The following is a 16,541-nucleotide window of genomic DNA, read 5'->3' on the forward strand; positions in this document are numbered from 1 at the left end:
CGGCAACGCCCGCCACTGGCAGCCGGTCGAAACGATATAGAGGATCGCTTCGATCACACGACGCAGCTCCGTCTTACGCGGCCGGCCGCGCCGGTTCGCTCGCGGCAACAGGCGTCTGATCAGCGCCCACTCCGCATCGGTCATATCGCTTGCATAACGCAGATCGTCCCGCCGATATTGCTCCCGAGTGATCTTGGTCCAGGGCATCGTGCTCTCCCTCGAATCTTTGCAAATCCGATGGAATCACACCCCACTGAGATCACTCACCCATTTTTCAGTCAGGCTCTCAGGATGACGGTGAGACAGCGAGGCCGTCGCTGGTACACTTCGACCAGCATCGAGGCATCATTGACATCGTCCTGCTAGATTGGCGCCATCGATCCTTCATCGAAGGTGCCAATCATGAAACGGGAAGTGGTCCGCGTCGAACCGATCTCGAGCTGGCTGGAGCGCTGGAAGGCGCCGGCATCGCCGGTGACCCGGGCCGGCAACATGGTGTTCGTCTCCGGCCTGCCGCCGTTCGATCCCGCGACCGGCGAGTTCGCCGCCGGCGCGTCGATCGAGCGGCAAAGCGAGCTGGTCATGGAGCAGCTCAAGCAATGCCTCGAGGCGGCCGGCGCCACGCTCGACAATGTGATGAAGTGCAACGTGTTCTGCACTTCGGCAAAGCACTTCACAACCTTCAATGCAGTCTATGCAAGGTACTTCCCGCACCAGCCGCCGGCGCGGATCTTCGTCTGCATCCCGGAATGGACCGGGCCGTTCGACGTCGAGATCGACTGCATCGCGATGGTGTAAGGGCAGAGCGCCGCAGCGGCGACCTCGCTTCACAGATCCTGCCGCGTCAGCCGACCGTGCATCGCGACCGGCCGCGGCGCCGGCTTGCTCGGCACGTCGCCCAACGTCAGCGCCATCACCGAGACCGTGACCACGCGGTCGATGATGCCGCGGACGTCGTCGAGGTCGCATTTGCCTTCCGACAGCCGCAGCAGGCGTTCCTTCTCGCGGATGGTGTGGTGCGCCATCGCGAGCGCGAAGTGCAGGCCCCAATAGAGCTCGGTGTCGCTGCTCGCCGGCATCGCGCGGCGCATCGCGGCGGCGAACTTGCGCAAGTGATCGACCTCGCGATTCTTGATGCGGCGGATCGGCGGCACGGATTCGATCGAGGCGCGGATCATGAACCGCGCCGCGGTCGAGCCCTCGCGATCCGGCCCGAGGCAGCCGCGCAGGGTGGGGCCGACGAGGGCGCGCATGATGTCCTCGATCGAGGCGCGGCCGCCGCCTTTTTCCTCCGCCGCCCGCAGTTCGTTGAGGCGCTCGCGGTTGGTCTGGATGCTGCGGGTGACGAACAGCTCCGCGATCAATTCGTCCTTGGAGCCGAAATGATAGTTCACCGCCGCGAGGTTGACGTTCGCCTCCGCGACGATGTCGCGCAGCGTGACGTCGCCGAAGCCGCGGTCGGCATAAAGCCGCTCGGCGGCGGCGAGAATGGCGGATCGGGTCTGGTCGCTGGCCATGGCTGAGAGCCTCCGGTCATTCCGGGGCGATGCGCAGCATCGAACCCGGAATCTCGCTCCACAATTTCCGGATTCCGGGTTCAGCCCTGCGGGCTGCCCCGGAATGACGAACGCGAGGTTGCATTTCAAACATTTGTATGAAACTATCGTTTGAACGGTCGGAAATGTCAATCCGCGGATCGCGGGGCAGCATTCTGGCACACCACCGCCGCCCTTCCGCGAACGCCCTTGCGAGCCGCGGAGGCGGGGTCAACAATGTCGGCAAATGGCTACGGCCCAGGTCAGCGGCCCAGGTCAGCGGCCCAAGTCTAGGAAACGAGGAGCGTCCCATGGATTTCACGATGTCGGCCAGGCAGAAGGAATGGCTGGAGCGCGTTCAGGCTTTCATGAAAACGCATGTTCGCCCGGCCGTGCCGATCTACGACAAGCAGGACGCCGAGGGCCCGCGCTGGAAGGTGATCCCGATCCTCGAGGACCTGAAGAAGAAGGCGAAGGCCGAAGGCCTCTGGAACATGTTCATGCCGCCGTCCTCGCATGAGGACGATGAATTCCACGGCGCGGGATTGACCAATCTCGAATACGCGCTGCTGTCGGAGGAGATGGGTCGCATCTCCTGGGCGTCCGAAGTGTTCAACTGCTCCGCCCCCGATACCGGCAACATGGAAGTGTTCATCCGCTACGGCACCAAGGAGCAGAAGCGCAAATGGCTGCGCCCGCTGATGGACGGCGAGATCCGCTCCGCCTTCCTGATGACCGAGCCGGCGGTTGCTTCGTCCGACGCCACCAACATCGAGACCCGGATCGAGAAGGACGGCGATCACTACGTCATCAACGGCCGCAAATGGTGGTCGTCGGGCGTCGGCGATCCCCGCTGCAAGATCGCGATCCTGATGGGCAAGACCGACTTCAACGCCGCCAAGCATCAGCAGCAGTCGCAGATCCTGGTGCCGCTCGACACCCCCGGCATCAAGGTCGAGAAGATGCTGCCGGTGTTCGGCTTCGACGATGCGCCGCACGGCCATGCCCAGGTGCTGCTCGAGAACGTGCGGGTGCCGAAGGAAAACATCCTGCTCGGCGAAGGCCGCGGCTTCGAGATCGCGCAGGGCCGTCTCGGTCCGGGCCGCATCCATCACTGCATGCGCACCATCGGCCAGGCCGAAGAGGCGCTGGAGAAGATGGTGAAGCGGCTCGCCTCGCGCACCGCGTTCGGCAAGAAGATCATCGAGCATTCGGTCTGGGAGCAGCGTATCGGCGATGCCCGCACCGACATCGAGATGAACCGTCTGCTCTGCCTCAAGGCCGCCGACATGATGGACAAGGTCGGCAACAAGACCGCGCAGGCCGAGATAGCGATGATCAAGGTCGCGGCGCCCAACATGGCGCTCAAGATCATCGACCAGGCGATCCAGGCCTTTGGCGGCGGCGGCGTCTCCGACGAAGCAGGGCTCGCCCGCGCCTACGCCCACATCCGCACGCTTCGTCTCGCCGACGGTCCGGACGAGGTGCACAATCGCGCCATTGCCAGACTTGAACTTCGGAAGTATGCAAACACGTCGCACTGAGCATGATGCGGAACGCATGGCGTTCGCGCGCACATCGTGCTCAGAATGAAAAAGAGAGATCAGGCTGGCGTGCCAGTCTGATTGAGGGAGCGCCCCGACGCGCTCCTTGAAAAATCGAGTTGAGGGAGCGTCATCGTGGCGGACGGCGTCAGGAAAGACGAAGAATTTTCCGGCACAAGGGAAGTCGAGGAGCGCCATCGTATCAACGAGGCCAGTCTCGACGCCTGGATGAGGGAACACGTCGAAGGCTATCAGGGGCCGCTCACGGTCCTGCAGTTCAAGGGTGGCCAGTCCAACCCGACCTACAAGCTCGAGACCCCTGGCCGCAACTATGTGATGCGGCGCAAGCCGTTCGGTAAATTGTTGCCGTCGGCGCATGCGGTCGATCGCGAGTTCCGCGTGATCGCGGCGCTTGGCAAGCAGAATTTCCCGGTCGCGAAAGCCTACGCGCTGTGCACCGACGACGCCGTGATCGGCTCGGCCTTCTACATCATGTCGATGGAGGAGGGGCGGGTGTTCTGGGATCCGACGCTGCCGACCCAGGAGCCCGACGCGCGCCGCAAGATCTTCGCCAGCAAGATCGAGACGCTGGCCAAGCTTCATCTGTTCAATCCCGAGGCGATCGGCCTCGGCGATTTCGGCAAGCCCGGCAATTATTTTGCGCGACAGGTCGATCGCTGGACCAAGCAGTACCGCGCCTCCGAAACGCAGCACATTCCCGAATTCGAGAAGCTCGCCGAGTGGCTGCCGAAAACCGTTCCGGAGCAGAAGCGCGTCTCGATCGTGCATGGCGACTATCGCCTCGACAACATGATCTTCCACGCCACCGAGCCGCGGGTGCAGGCGGTGCTCGACTGGGAATTGTCGACGCTCGGCGATCCCATGGCCGACTTCACCTACCTCTTGATGCAGTGGACCATGCCGGGCCTCGTCAATGCCGATCTCAAGGCATTGAACATTCCGAGCCAGGATGAAGCGGCGCAGATCTATTGCGACGTGACCGGCATCCCGGTGCCGGACCTGAACTGGTATTTCTCCTACAACCTGTTCCGCCTTGCCGGCATCACGCAGGGCATCGCGGGCCGGGTTCGCGACGGCACCGCGGCGAATGCCAAGGCCCTCGAGTCGGCCAAGCGCACCGTGCCGCTGTCGCAGGCGTCATGGGAATACGCGCAGAAGGCCGGCGCAACCTGATCCAGGAACGCGGCGCGATCCCACAGGGTTCGCGCCGCTTTGCGTTCACCTCGCCCCGCCTGCGGGGAGAGGTCGGATCGCATCGCCAGATGCGATCCGGGTGAGGGGGAGTCTCCGCAAACACATCTGTCGCCGTTGATGCGGCGACAGCCCCTCACCCCAATCCTCTAAGAGCGAGCTGCGCTCGTCTCGCCCCCGCAAGAGCGGGGCGAGGGAGCAAGATCGCGCCGCCGCTGCAAGGTGCGGCATGTTTCCGCATTGTAGCCATCTGTGACTTGAGTTCGCGCTGCCGCTTTGGCAAGTCAGTCCCGTCAACGCCCGCCCTGGTCCTGATCGGACATTTTCATTTTGACCCTCTCCTCGAACCTTCGCGGCAGCCTGTTCATGGCTGCGGCCATGGCCAGCTTCACGGTCAACGACACCATCACCAAGGCGGTGTCGGCGGAGCTCAACATCGGCGAGATCCTGCTGGTGCGCGGCCTGGTTGCGATGGTGCTGGTCGCGGCGCTCGCCTGGTACCGTGACGCGCTGCGCAGTTTCAGCGTGCTGCTGATCTGGCCGGTCGGGCTGCGCGTTCTTGGCGAGATCGGCGGCACGCTGACCTATCTCTCCGCGATCGCGCAGATCCCGCTCGCCAACGCCTCGGCGATCTTCCAGGCGCTGCCGCTGGTCATCACGCTCGGTGCGGCGCTGGTGTTCGGCGAGCCGGTCGGCTGGCGGCGCTGGCTTGCGATCGCGGCCGGCTTCATCGGCGTGCTTGTCATCGTTCGGCCCGGTGCGGAAGGCTTTAGCCAGGCTGCGCTCTTGGCGCTGGCGTCGGTCGGCTTCTGCGCGGTGCGGGATCTCGCCACCCGCCGTATCCCGAAAGAGCTGCCGACCGTGTTTATCACGCTGCTCACCACCGTGACCGTGACGACGGCGGGTGCTGTCGTCCTTGTCCCGCTCGGCGGCTGGCGGCCGCCGTGCGGCACCGCGCTCGGCCTGCTCATATTGGCCGCGGTCCTGATCCTGATCGGTTATCAGTGCATAATCGTGTCGCTGCGCACAGGCGACATCTCGGCGGTGGCGCCGTTCCGCTATACCGCGCTGCCGTGGGCGATGCTGACGGGCTATCTCGCCTTCGGCCACAAGCCCGACGGTCCGATGCTCGCGGGTGCCGCGATCATCGTGGCCTCCGGCCTCTATGCCTTCTACCGCGAGCGCAAGCGCGACAAGCTCCGTCCCGCCGCAACGGGACCGGGGCTACCGCCGGACGGGTTGTGAGGCATCCGTGATCCTACGCAATCATTTGCAAATCACTTCGCGCAATGCGCGATCAGCCGTGCGACGAATGCGCCGCATGCCTCGAGCTGCGACATCTCGACGAACTCGTCCGGGGTATGCGCCTGAGCGATCGAGCCGGGGCCGACCACGACGGACGGCACGTCCGCCATGCTGACGAACAAGCTGGCTTCGGTGCCGAAGGCGACCTTGGCGTGGTCGTTGCGGTCGGCAAATTGCTTGGCGAGCGTGACGATGGCGGCGTCTGCCTGGGTGTCGAGTGCGGGGTAGTCGAGGATCTCCTCGAAGTCGATGCCGCATTCGGGATGGCGCTTGCGCATCGCCGGCTCGATCTCGGCCTTGGCCCAGGCGATGATCGCGTCCGTCACTTCTCTCGACTCGGTGATGCCGATGCCGCGGCATTCGAATTCCACCACGCATTGGTCGGGCACGATGTTCAGCGCGGCGCCGCCATGCACGATGCTGGTGAGCAGGGTCGAGTGCGGGACATCGTAGAGGCTGCCTTGTTCGGCATCCGCGGTCAGCAACGCGGCGCGGCGGCGGATCTCGGTGATCAGGTCGGCGGCATATTCGATGGCGTTGACGCCGTCGGGCGCAATCGAGGAGTGGCGGGCAAGCCCGCGGAACGTGGCGCGCACGCCGTGCTTGCCCTTGTGCCCGATGATCACCTGCATCTGGGTCGGCTCGCCGACGAAACAGCCGAGCGGCTTGATCGGCTTGCGCGCGACCTCGCGCAGCATCGGCCGCACGCCGACGCAACCGATCTCCTCGTCATAGGAGATCGCAAGATAGATCGGCGTCTTCAGATCGGCCGCGAGCATCTCGGGAACCATCGCGAGGCAGACGGCGACAAAGCCCTTCATGTCGGTGGTGCCGCGGCCGTACAGCCGGCCGTCGCGCTCGACGAGCTCGAACGGGTTGTGGCTCCAGTCCTGTCCCACAACCGGCACGACATCGGTATGCCCCGACAGCACCAGCCCGGCCTTGTCCTCGGGGCCGACAGTGACCCACAACGAGGATTTCTGCCCGGTATCATCGACGATGCGTTGCCCCGTAAGGCCAAGCGAGGCGAGGTAGCGCTCGATGTAGTCGATCAGGGGCAGATTGCTGCGGTCGCTGACGGTGTCGAACGCGACGAGGTCGGCCAATAGCTTGCGGATGCGGTCGGGACGTTGATTTTGCATTGCCTGTTCGTTTGCGAGGGGGATTGTGCGAGGAACTGCGAGTGTGCGGGCGATCCTGCCAGCGAAGTATAACAGCTGGATAGCCTGCCGAGGCCAAGCAATATTCGGACCATTGCCGGCGGTTGTTGGAGGTCCAGGCGCGTAGGATGGGTAGAGCGAAGCGAAACCCATCGAATATATCCGCGCGGTGAGATGATGGGTTTCGTGGAGCTATCATCGGGTCGCGCGCGTTGCGCCGACCTAGCGCGGAATGAAAGGCAAGACTCGGACGATTCATGTCGCGAGAATGCGAAACTGTTCCCCATTCTCGGCTGTCATCGCCCGACTCGGACCGGGCGATCCGGTACGCCGCGGCCTCTCGGCTCAAGCACAGAGGTCTCTGGAATACTGGATCACCCGCATGCGTATGCGCAGGTGATGACACCGCGCATTTGTCATCATGAATCGGAGACCGTCCACTGCCGTCGTCCCGGCGAAGGCCGGGACCCATAACCACCAATGCTGCTTGTTGCGCGACGTCGGAACGACGAGTCCCGCTCACAACCCCGGCTGCGGAGTATGGGTCCCTGCTTTCCGCAGGGACGACGATTGCGGATGGAGACCGTGCCACACATTCGCTGTCGTCCTGGCGAAAGCCAGGACCCATTACCACAAATGGTCATTGTTGCACGTTGCTGGAACGACGAGTCCCTTTCACGACATCCGCCGCGGAGTATGGGTCCCGGCCTTCGCCGGGACGACGCTGGTGTATGCGGCGCCACCGCGGACGATGGCTTGGAGCCCTTGCTAGATCGGCTTGCCCGTATACGGCATCGATGCCGTGAGGCCGCCGTCGACCGGGATGGCCTGGCCATTGACGTAGGACGCATCATCGCTCGCCAAAAACAATCCCATCGCGGCGAGCTCATGCGGCTGGCCGGCGCGCTTGAGCGGATTGAGCTGGCCGATCTTGTCCTGGGTGCCGCGCTCCTTGGCGCGATCGAACACCGGCTTGGTCATGCCGGTCTCGATCAGGCCTGGGCACACCGCATTGATGCGCACGCCGGTGCCGGAGAGCGAGTAGGCGGTGGTCTGCACCAGGCTGATGACGCCGGCCTTGCTCGCACCATAGGGATGTCCGCTGGCACCCGACTTCAGGCCCGCGACGGACGCGGTGCAGACGATCGAACCGGAACCTTGCCTCGTCATATGCGGAATCGAATGCTTGATCGCGAGGAACGGGCCGATCAGATTGACGCGCAGCACTTCCTGCCAATGTTCGACGGTCTGGTCGGCGAGCGGGACGAGGCCGCCGCTGACGCCGGCATTGGCCCAGATCGCATCGAGCTTGCCGTACTGCGAAACCGCCTTCTCGATGAAGGCCTTCACGTCGCTCTCCGAGCCGGCATCGGCGGTGACGGCCTCGACGGTGCCGCCGGCATCGCGCACCAGCTTGGCGGTCTCGTTCACGCCCTCGGTGCGATCGACCGCGATCAGCTTGGCGCCTTCCCTGGTGAACAGCAGCGAGGCGGCGCGGCCGATGCCGCTGCCAGCGCCGGTGATGATGACGGATTTGCCTTCGAGGCGACCCATGAGTTTCTCCCTGTTCACGTGATTAGTTCGGGTGGTCCTTGGCGCGTCTGCCGCGCGACGGAATTCAAACAAAATTTCAAACGTCCGAAGCACTTGAGACGATGTGCGGCGTGACGTACAGCGAGACGGGACACTATTGAAGGGCTCATCCGATGTCCAATCCAGACAAGCCTGACGTGACGGTGACGCGGTGGTGGTGGGTTCGTCACGCGCCGGTGCGGAGCGACGGCGGCAACATCTACGGACAAGAGGATATCGACTGCGACACCGGCGATGTCGAAGTGTTCGAGGCGGTCGCCAAGATGCTGCCGCGCGATGCGGTCTGGTATTCGAGCAATTTGAAGCGCACGCACAAGACCGCGGACGCGATCTGGGCTGCCGGGTTTCCAAAGCCGGAAAGCATGACGCAGGAACGCGACTTCGCCGAGCAGCATCTCGGCCAGTGGCAGGGCATGAACCGCGCCGCGTTTCTCGCCAGCCGTCCGCCGGGCACGGCCTGGTTCGCCGACGTCAACGAGCCCGCGCCCGACGGCGAGAGCTACATGGATCTCTACACCCGCGTCTGCCGCACCATTGTGCGGATCACCGCCGCGGAAGCGGGCAGGAATATCATCGCCGTCGGCCATGGCGGCGTCATCAAAGCTGCGGTCGGGCTGGCGCTCGGCGGCCAGCCGGACAGGGGGCTGTCGTTCGATATCGATAATGTCTCGGTGACGCGGCTCGATCACATCGCAAGCGCCGGTCTGTCGACCTGGCGGCTGCCGATGGTGAACCAGCAGCCCTGGATTGCCGATCCGCGCCACGCCGCGATGCATCAGCCGTCGGGGCCTGAAGTCAGGCCGGCGAGCAAGCTTGCGTGATCGTCATTCCGGGATGGTCCGAAGGACCAGACCGCAGATGCGCAATTGCGCATCGGGGAATCTCGAGATTCCGGGTTCGACGCTGGTGCGTCGCCCCGGAATGACGCTAAGACGAACACTTAACATCAGGGAGAGAAACATGACCTTGTTCGACATGAAGGGAAAAGTCGCCGTCATCACCGGCTCGACGCGCGGCATCGGACGCGCGATCGCCGAGCGCATGGCCGAGCACGGCGCCAAGGTCGTGATCTCCTCGCGCAAGGCTGACGTCTGCGAGCAGGTGGCGAAGGAGATCAACGACAGCTACGGCAAGGGCACCGCGGTTGCGATCGCGGCCAACATCTCGTCGAAGGAGAACCTGCAGAACCTGGTCGACGAGAGCAACCGCGCCTTCGGCAAGATCGACGTGCTGGTCTGCAACGCGGCGTCGAACCCGTATTACGGTCCGCTCGCCGGCATCTCCGACGATCAGTTCCGCAAGATCCTCGACAACAACATCGTCGCCAACAACTGGCTGATCTCGATGGTGGTGCCGCAGATGATCGAGCGCAAGGACGGCTCGATCATCATCGTGTCCTCGATCGGCGGCCTGAAGGGCTCGACCATCCTCGGCGCCTACGCGATCTCCAAGGCCGCCGACATGCAGCTCGCGCGCAACCTCGCCTGCGAATACGGCAAGCACAATATCCGCGTGAACTGCATCGCGCCCGGCCTGATCAAGACCGACTTCGCGAAGGCGCTGTGGGACAATCCGGACAATCTGAAGGCCTCGACCGCACGCTCGCCGCTGCTGCGGATCGGCGTGCCGGACGAGATCGCGGGCGCCGCCGTGATGATGGGCTCGCGCGCCGGCGACTTCATGACCGGCCAGACCATCGTGATCGACGGCGGCGCGACGATCAGCTGAGCATCACTCGTCATTCCGGGGCAGCCCGCAGGGCTGAACCCGGAATCTCGATGTTGTTGCGCGAGATTCCCCGATGCGCGATTGCGCATCTTAGGTTCGCGCCCCGAAATGACGGACTACTCCACCGCCGCGTACACCCCGTTGCGTACCAGCGAGCGGGTATATTCGCGCTGGCCCGGGCCCTGCATCATGAAGACCGCGATCAGGTCTTCGCTCGGATCGATCCAGAAGAATGTGCCGGCCATGCCGCTCCAGAAATACTGGTCGACCGAGCCGGAGAACGGCGCGATGCCCTGCTGCATGCGCACCGCGAAGCCGAGGCCGAAGCTGTGGCCGGGCGACACCAGCGTGCCCTGGATCTTCACGCCGGCGCCGAGGTGATCGGAGGCCATGAATTCGAGCGTCTTGCGGCCGATAATCCTGGTGCCGTCGAGCGAGCCGCCGTTCAGCAGCATCTGCGCGAAGCGGGCATAGTCCATCGTGGTCGAAACCAGCCCGCCGCCGCCGGATTCCATCGCCGGTTTCTCCAGCATGTTGAACAGCTGCACCTTGTCGTTGGTCCAGGGATCGTTGGCAAACGCCTCGGCGAGGCGGCCGGCATTGGCTTCCCCGGTGTGGAAGGCGGTCTCGGTCATCTGCAGCGGCGAGAGGATGTGCTCAGCGAGGTAGGCGCCGAGCGTCTTGCCGCTGACGACCTCGATGATGCGGCCGAGGATGTCGGTGGAGCGGCTGTAGTTCCACTCGGCGCCGGGCTGGCAGACCAGCGGCATGCCGGCGAGCATGGTGGCATGCTCGGCATTGGTGATCTTGCGGCTGCGCAGCCGCGACTGCTGGTAGAGCTGCTGCACCGGGCCGTTGCCGGTGTGGTCATAAGTAAGCCCAGACGTGTGGCGAAGCAGGTCCTGGATCGTCATCTGCCGCTGCACGGGTACCAGCTCGAGCTTGCCGTTGTTGTCGACGCCGACCTTGGTCTCGGCGAATTCGGGGATGAACTTCGCGACGGGGTCGTTGAGCAGGAAGTGGCCGTCCTCCAGCAATTGCATGATGCCGACCGAGACGATCGGCTTGGTCATCGAGAAGATGCGGAAGATCGTGTCATGGGTCATCGGCGCCGAGGCGGTCGGGCCTTGGCGGCCGATCGCGTCGAACCAGCCGATCTGGCCGCGCCGCGCCACCAGCACCGTCACGCCGGGCACGGTTCCCTTGTCGACCTCGCGGCGGAAGGTGTCGGACATCGCCTGCAGCCGCACGCTCGACAGCCCGATCGATTCGGGCTTGGCGAGGGGGAGGGAGGCGGTGGTCGGGCTGGCGGCGTGCTTGGTGGCGGTTTGGGCGTTCATGGTCTCTCCCTGGTTCTTGATTCTTGCGGCGAGGTGCCGACACGGGGTGATCGCCGAAGTCTGGCGCAGAAGTTTTGCAATGAACAGAAGCTTCACCGCTTCGCCCTTGCAAACCGGCCATGCCCTGTGCTTGAAACGGCGCGAACCGGCGGCGACGCTGGTTCCCTGCAGGAGTGTAGCTCAATTGGTAGAGCACCGGTCTCCAAAACCGGGGGTCGCAGGTTCGAGCCCTGCCACTCCTGCCAGCTTTTACCCAATCATTTGAAGGTGTTGGCCGAGGTCTCGGATCCCGGCCATGATCATGTTTGCCTACTTGATGAGCGGGCAGCCGCCGTCCTTCAGCGGCCGGAACGCCTGGTCGCCGGGCACTTCGGCGAGCACCTTGTAGTAATCCCACGGCGCCTTCGATTCCTCGGGCTTCTTGACCTCGAACAGGAACATCGAGTGCACCATGCGGCCGTCCTCGCGCACCACGCCGTTGTCAGTGAAGGCGTCGCGGACCGGGGTCGCGCGCATCTTGGCCAGCACCGGCTTGGTCTCCTTGGTGCCGGCGGCCTTCACCGCGTTGAGGTAGTGCAGGGTGGCGCTGTAGGTCGCGGCCTGGTTCATCGTCGGCATCCGCTTCATGCGCTCGAAGAAGCGCTTGCCGAAGGCGCGGGTGCGGTCGTTGAGATCCCAGTAGTAGGCCTCGGTGATGATCAGGCCCTGCGCGAGCTTCAGCCCGAGGCTGTGGATGTCAGAGATGAACATCACGATACCCGCGAGGTTCTGCTCGCCCGCGACGATGCCGAATTCGGAGGCCTGCTTGATGGTGTTGATGGTGTCGGCGCCGCCATTGGCCATGCCGATGATCTTGGCCTTCGAGGCCTGCGCCTGCAGCAGGAAGGACGAGAAGTCCGGGGTGTTGAGCGGATGCCGCGCGCTGCCGAGCACCTTGCCGCCGGCGGCGCGGACCACGTCGCCGGTGTCGCGTTCGATCGAATGGCCGAACAGATAGTCGGCGGTGATGAAGAACCAGGTGTCGCCGCCGTTCTTCACGATCGCGCTGCCGACGGTGTGGGCGTTGGCGTAGGTGTCGTAAGTCCAGTGCAACGTGTAGGGCGAGCAGGACTTGCCTGTGATGTCGGAGCTTGCCGCATCCGTCACGATCATGATCTTCTCGAACTGCTTCGACATCTCCATGCCGGCGAGCGCGGTCGCCGAGGTCGGCATGTCGATGATCATGTCGACATTCTCGGCCTCGTACCATTTGCGGGTGATGGTGGCGGCGACGTCGGCCTTGTTGAGGGCGTCGGCGGTGACGAGCTCGATCGGCTTGCCGAACATCGACCCGCCGAACTCCTCGATCGCCATCTTTGTGGCCTCGACATTGCCGGCGCCGCCGATGTCCGAATAGACCGACTGGAAATCCGTGAGCACGCCGATCTTGAGCGGCGCCTGCTGGGCGAGCGCCGGCCCTGCCAGCACAGCCGCGATCAGGCCGGCGGCGGACAGACTCGTGACGATGGATTTCATGATGGTGTGCCTCCCCGAGGTGTTCTTATCTGTTTGTCCGACAAAGTTAGATTTGCCCGGTTCCGGTGTCAATTCCGGCCGCCCAGGTGCGACAATCAGGCCGGATATCGCTCATTTGACGCCCCAAGGGCCTTCGCCTATCCTTTGTCCGACAAACGACAATCGGGAGTCCGCGGGAGCTGAAGATGCCCACCACGCCGCTGTTCCGGCGCATCGATGTCGCGCCGGCCTATCAGAAGGTCGCCGACGCGATCGAACGCGAGATCATCAACGGCCGGATCAAGCCGGGTGAGCTGATCGGCACCGAGCAGCAGCTGGTTGCGCAGTTCGGCGTCAACCGCTCGACGGTGCGCGAAGGCATTCGCGTGCTCGAGGAGGGCGGGCTGATCCGCCGCGATTCCAGCCGCCGGCTGCAGGCCTGCCTGCCGCGCTACAACAAGCTCGCGACGCGACTGTCCCGTGCGCTGATCCTGCACGAGGTGACGTTCCGCGAATTGTTCGAGACCTCGATGACGCTGGAGGTCGCGAGCGTCGAGGGCGCGGTGGAGCGCGCGACCGAGGAGAACATCGCCGAGCTCGCCGGCAATCTCGAGCGCAGCGCAGCTGTCGTCGGCAATCCCGCTGCGCTTGCCGAGCTCGATGCGGAATTCCATGTGCTGATGGCCAAGGCCTCGCAGAACCGCGTGCTGCAGCTGGCGCGCGAGCCCGCCGCGCAACTGTTCTTTCCGACCACCGAGATGATCGTGGGCGGCGTGCCTGAGGGCGGCGCGCGGCTGGTCGAGGCGCACCATCATCTGCTCGACGCGATCAAGCGGCGCGACAAGGAGGCCGGCGTGCTGTGGACGCGGCGGCACCTGCAGGACTGGCGGCGCGGTTTCGAGAAGATCGCCTCGCTCGATCGCTCGGTCGAGCACACCTACATGGAACACGCTTACGCCGCGCGGCAATAGCGACGGCGCGGCCGAGATAAGACGAAGACAAGACGAAAACACAAGACAAAGACAACAAGCACATTCGGGAGGGACAAATGAGCGGAGACATCGCAGCGACCATCCAGCGCGCCCGCGAGCACAGCATCGGCGATCTGCTGCGCCGGTCGGCGAAGCGCTACCCCGGCAAGACCGCGCTGATCTGCGGAGCGGTGAGCTGGAGCTTTGCGGAGATGGACGCGATCTGCAATCGGCTCGGGCGAGGGTTGCTTGCGCTTGGCGTTGCCAAGGGCGATCGCGTCGCGGTGCTGTCGCGCAACTCGCACGGCTTCGCCGCGCTACGCTTTGCGGTGGCCCGGATCGGCGCCATCCTGGTGCCGATCAACTTCATGCTCAATCCGGACGAGATCAATTTCATCCTCGCCAATTCCGGCGCCAAGCTGCTCGCGGTCGGCCCCGATTTCGTGGAGACGGCGCACGCTGCGGCCGCCAAGGGCTCGGCGGTCGAGACCCTGATCTGGCTGCCCGGCGAGGACCCGGCCACCGCGCCCGAAGGCATCACGACGTTCGACAGCCTGCTGCACAGCGACGCGTCGGCGCCGGAGGCGTCGGTGGACAGCCGCGATCCCGCGCAGATCATCTACACCAGCGGCACCGAGTCGCTGCCGAAGGGCGCGATCCTCACCCACGAAGCCGTCATGTGGCAGTATGTCAGCTGCATCATCGACGGCGGCATGGCGACCGACGACACGGTGCTGCACGCGCTGCCGCTCTATCACTGCGCGCAGCTCGACGTTTTCCTGGGGCCTGCGATCTATCTCGGCGCCACCAGTCTCATTACCGGCAAGCCGGTGCCCGACAATGTCCTGGCGCTGATCGCGGCCCACAAGATCAATTCGTTCTTCGCGCCGCCGACGATCTGGATCGCGATGCTGCGCTCGGGCGCATTCGACCGCACCGACCTGTCGACCCTGCGCAAGGGCTATTACGGCGCCTCGATCATGCCGGTCGAGGTGCTGCTCGAGTTGCAGCGCCGGCTGCCCGAGGTGAAATTCTGGAATTTCTACGGCCAGACCGAGATCGCGCCGCTCGCGACCGTGCTGTCGCCGGAGGACCAGCTGCCGAAGGCGGGCTCGGCCGGCAAGCCCGCGATCAATGTCGAGACGCGGGTGGTCAGGCCTGATATGACCGACGTCGGGGTGGGGGAGGTCGGCGAGATCGTGCATCGCTCGCCGCATCTGTTGTCAGGCTATTACAACGATCCGGTCAAGACTGCGGCCGCGTTCGCCGGCGGCTGGTTTCATTCCGGCGATCTCGCGACCGTCGATGCCGACGGCTACATCACCGTGGTCGATCGCGTGAAGGACATGATCAAGAGCGGCGGCGAGAATGTCGCGAGCCGCGAGGTCGAGGAGATGATCTATCGGCTGCCTTCGGTGTCGGAGGTCGCGGTGGTCGGGCTGCCCGATCCGCGCTGGATCGAGGCGGTGACCGCGATCGTTGTGGTCAAGGCCGGCGAAAGCCTCGATGCCGATGCGGTGATCAAGCATTGCGCGGCGTCGATGGCCCATTTCAAGGTGCCGAAGCAGGTCATCTTCGTGGATGCCTTGCCGAAGAATCCGAGCGGCAAGCTGCTCAAGCGCGAGCTGCGCCAGCGCTATGTCGGCGGCACCACGCTGGACCAGGCGGTGCAGAAGAGCTTCGCCGGCTAGGCTGTCTATTGGCCAGCTGTCGCGGGCGCCTTGTCCGACCATTCCGGCGGCAAGCCAAGCTTGCCGGCGGCCATTCCGACCAGGCCGGGGCTGCGGCCGAACGCCTCGCAGGCCGCGTATTTCGGCTTGCCGCCGAACGTTGCGCCAATCTTGTCGAACGATGGCAGCTCCGGCGCCTTTCCGAATGGCGTTGCGCCGGTGACGACGAGCTTGCTGAAATCGTCGCTGAAGGAAGGGGCGAGATCGTAGGCGTCACCGGCGCTCGAGACCATCGGTGAGTTGGTGAACGAATTCGCCCCGCGGGCCCAGATCATCGCCGCCTGCTGGCGGCTGGCCTGATCGCGCACCTCGGCTTCGACGGTCAAGCTGCCAAGCCCGACCGGCAACCGCGGCACCGGCACCGGCACGCCTGCGCCGAGCGCGCTCGGCAGGAAGCTGACCACCTTGGAAGTGCCCGCCGCGACCTCGTCGGTGGGCGCCGCCTGGGTGACAAGCGCGTGCACGGACAGATCCGCAGGCTGATCGGCACCAACGACCTGAAGCCGCTCGCTCAGGCCGACGCACAGCGAACGATCGATCGCGTTGGCCACCAGGTGCCGCTGCTCCTGGGACAGCGTCGGCGACGCTGCCTGCGAGAAGGTCGTCGGGACGATCCGCACCGTCTTCGCAGCGAGGACCTCGTCCTTGTTGACGCGAACCAGCGATTTCGCCAGCACGCCGTCGGACGGCGTGAGATTGTCGTAGGATGCCAGTGACCCGCCCCGCGTCATCGGTGCGCTGGCACAGCCCGACAACAACGCCACCACAACCGCAGCGCCCGGCAGAAATTCGATTCTCATGTACCCCTCGAACGACCGCTCACCCCACGAACGATCGCACGTCACGATAGGGCAGGGCCGCCCGGGTCGGGATTAAGAGATATTAAGTCAGATGTAGCTCGCGAAACCGCGCGACCTATTTGAGCCACA

At 64.6% G+C, this 16,541-nt stretch carries 15 protein-coding genes and 1 tRNA gene; 9 read left to right on the plus strand and 7 right to left on the minus strand.

From position 1 onward, the window contains the following. Window positions 1-207, minus strand: a 207-nt coding sequence (locus J6525_RS21110; protein ID WP_225646143.1) for a transposase, incomplete at its 3' end; no start/stop codon positions are given. 195 nt (window positions 208-402) lie between these two features. Between J6525_RS21110 and J6525_RS21115 the strand changes: the two genes are divergently transcribed. Beyond that, on the plus strand, window positions 403-798 hold the full coding sequence (locus J6525_RS21115) for a RidA family protein (RefSeq protein ID WP_176936864.1): 396 nt from the start codon (window positions 403-405) through the stop codon (window positions 796-798). Between the two features lie 29 nt (window positions 799-827). Here the strand turns inward: J6525_RS21115 and J6525_RS21120 are convergent, their stop codons facing one another. Next, entirely contained in the window at window positions 828-1,517 is a 690-nt protein-coding gene (locus J6525_RS21120; RefSeq protein ID WP_225646144.1) for a TetR/AcrR family transcriptional regulator, read from the minus strand. 329 nt (window positions 1,518-1,846) lie between these two features. Between J6525_RS21120 and J6525_RS21125 the strand changes: the two genes are divergently transcribed. From J6525_RS21125 to J6525_RS21135, 3 genes are all read left to right on the plus strand, one after another. Next, on the plus strand, window positions 1,847-3,079 hold the full coding sequence (locus tag J6525_RS21125) for an acyl-CoA dehydrogenase family protein (RefSeq protein WP_225646145.1): 1,233 nt from the start codon (window positions 1,847-1,849) through the stop codon (window positions 3,077-3,079). A 135-nt stretch (window positions 3,080-3,214) separates the two neighbouring features. Continuing rightward, window positions 3,215-4,273: a phosphotransferase family protein gene (locus tag J6525_RS21130; RefSeq protein WP_092082388.1), complete on the plus strand. Its 1,059-nt coding sequence runs from the start codon at window positions 3,215-3,217 to the stop codon at window positions 4,271-4,273. 348 nt (window positions 4,274-4,621) lie between these two features. Next, complete coding sequence (locus J6525_RS21135) at window positions 4,622-5,536, plus strand: DMT family transporter (RefSeq protein WP_225646146.1); 915 nt, start codon at window positions 4,622-4,624, stop codon at window positions 5,534-5,536. A 32-nt stretch (window positions 5,537-5,568) separates the two neighbouring features. Here J6525_RS21135 and argE read toward each other — a convergent pair whose 3' ends face one another. Continuing rightward, a complete protein-coding gene (argE, locus tag J6525_RS21140; RefSeq protein WP_225646147.1) occupies window positions 5,569-6,738 on the minus strand; it encodes an acetylornithine deacetylase in 1,170 nt (389 codons plus the stop codon). Between the two features lie 786 nt (window positions 6,739-7,524). Next, window positions 7,525-8,310, minus strand: coding sequence for an SDR family NAD(P)-dependent oxidoreductase (locus J6525_RS21145; protein ID WP_225646148.1), 786 nt, complete (start codon window positions 8,308-8,310; stop codon window positions 7,525-7,527). Between the two features lie 152 nt (window positions 8,311-8,462). Between J6525_RS21145 and J6525_RS21150 the strand changes: the two genes are divergently transcribed. Together J6525_RS21150 and J6525_RS21155 are read left to right on the plus strand one after the other, a co-directional pair. Further along, on the plus strand, window positions 8,463-9,170 hold the full coding sequence (locus tag J6525_RS21150) for a histidine phosphatase family protein (protein WP_225646149.1): 708 nt from the start codon (window positions 8,463-8,465) through the stop codon (window positions 9,168-9,170). 139 nt (window positions 9,171-9,309) lie between these two features. Then, window positions 9,310-10,077: an SDR family NAD(P)-dependent oxidoreductase gene (locus J6525_RS21155; RefSeq protein ID WP_026192903.1), complete on the plus strand. Its 768-nt coding sequence runs from the start codon at window positions 9,310-9,312 to the stop codon at window positions 10,075-10,077. A gap of 116 nt (window positions 10,078-10,193) precedes the next feature. Here J6525_RS21155 and J6525_RS21160 read toward each other — a convergent pair whose 3' ends face one another. Further along, complete coding sequence (locus tag J6525_RS21160) at window positions 10,194-11,417, minus strand: serine hydrolase domain-containing protein (protein ID WP_225646150.1); 1,224 nt, start codon at window positions 11,415-11,417, stop codon at window positions 10,194-10,196. A 169-nt stretch (window positions 11,418-11,586) separates the two neighbouring features. On the opposite strand from J6525_RS21160, the gene J6525_RS21165 reads away from it, so the two are divergent. After that, window positions 11,587-11,662, plus strand: a tRNA-Trp gene (locus tag J6525_RS21165). A gap of 64 nt (window positions 11,663-11,726) precedes the next feature. Here J6525_RS21165 and J6525_RS21170 read toward each other — a convergent pair. Continuing rightward, window positions 11,727-12,932, minus strand: coding sequence for an ABC transporter substrate-binding protein (locus J6525_RS21170; protein WP_225646151.1), 1,206 nt, complete (start codon window positions 12,930-12,932; stop codon window positions 11,727-11,729). A 185-nt stretch (window positions 12,933-13,117) separates the two neighbouring features. On the opposite strand from J6525_RS21170, the gene J6525_RS21175 reads away from it, so the two are divergent. Further along, window positions 13,118-13,882 carry a FadR/GntR family transcriptional regulator gene (locus J6525_RS21175; protein WP_225646152.1) on the plus strand — a complete coding sequence of 255 codons (765 nt, stop codon included), beginning with the start codon at window positions 13,118-13,120 and terminating at the stop codon, window positions 13,880-13,882. Window positions 13,883-13,959: 77 nt separating this feature from the next. Next, the gene (locus tag J6525_RS21180; protein ID WP_225646153.1) at window positions 13,960-15,573 is read left to right on the plus strand and encodes an acyl-CoA synthetase; all 1,614 of its coding nucleotides are present in this window, start codon (window positions 13,960-13,962) and stop codon (window positions 15,571-15,573) included. A 5-nt stretch (window positions 15,574-15,578) separates the two neighbouring features. Here J6525_RS21180 and J6525_RS21185 read toward each other — a convergent pair whose 3' ends face one another. Then, the gene (locus J6525_RS21185; RefSeq protein WP_225646154.1) at window positions 15,579-16,412 is read right to left on the minus strand and encodes a DUF3313 domain-containing protein; all 834 of its coding nucleotides are present in this window, start codon (window positions 16,410-16,412) and stop codon (window positions 15,579-15,581) included. Window positions 16,413-16,541: the final 129 nt, after the last annotated feature.

This window comes from Bradyrhizobium australafricanum, assembly GCF_020329495.1.
Taxonomy (GTDB): Bacteria; Pseudomonadota; Alphaproteobacteria; order Rhizobiales; family Xanthobacteraceae; genus Bradyrhizobium; species Bradyrhizobium australafricanum.

Excerpts from the sequence above, each read along its gene's own strand:
- J6525_RS21115 (WP_176936864.1), top strand. The coding sequence starts at position 403 with ATGAAACGGGAAGTGGTCCGCGTCGAACCGATCTCGAGCTGGCTGGAG.
- J6525_RS21120 (WP_225646144.1), bottom strand. The coding sequence starts at position 1,517 with ATGGCCAGCGACCAGACCCGATCCGCCATTCTCGCCGCCGCCGAGCGG.
- J6525_RS21125 (WP_225646145.1), top strand. The coding sequence starts at position 1,847 with ATGGATTTCACGATGTCGGCCAGGCAGAAGGAATGGCTGGAGCGCGTT.
- argE (WP_225646147.1), bottom strand. The coding sequence starts at position 6,738 with ATGCAAAATCAACGTCCCGACCGCATCCGCAAGCTATTGGCCGACCTC.
- J6525_RS21145 (WP_225646148.1), bottom strand. The coding sequence starts at position 8,310 with ATGGGTCGCCTCGAAGGCAAATCCGTCATCATCACCGGCGCTGGCAGC.
- J6525_RS21150 (WP_225646149.1), top strand. The coding sequence starts at position 8,463 with ATGTCCAATCCAGACAAGCCTGACGTGACGGTGACGCGGTGGTGGTGG.
- J6525_RS21155 (WP_026192903.1), top strand. The coding sequence starts at position 9,310 with ATGACCTTGTTCGACATGAAGGGAAAAGTCGCCGTCATCACCGGCTCG.
- J6525_RS21160 (WP_225646150.1), bottom strand. The coding sequence starts at position 11,417 with ATGAACGCCCAAACCGCCACCAAGCACGCCGCCAGCCCGACCACCGCC.
- J6525_RS21170 (WP_225646151.1), bottom strand. The coding sequence starts at position 12,932 with ATGAAATCCATCGTCACGAGTCTGTCCGCCGCCGGCCTGATCGCGGCT.
- J6525_RS21175 (WP_225646152.1), top strand. The coding sequence starts at position 13,118 with ATGCCCACCACGCCGCTGTTCCGGCGCATCGATGTCGCGCCGGCCTAT.
- J6525_RS21180 (WP_225646153.1), top strand. The coding sequence starts at position 13,960 with ATGAGCGGAGACATCGCAGCGACCATCCAGCGCGCCCGCGAGCACAGC.
- J6525_RS21185 (WP_225646154.1), bottom strand. The coding sequence starts at position 16,412 with ATGAGAATCGAATTTCTGCCGGGCGCTGCGGTTGTGGTGGCGTTGTTG.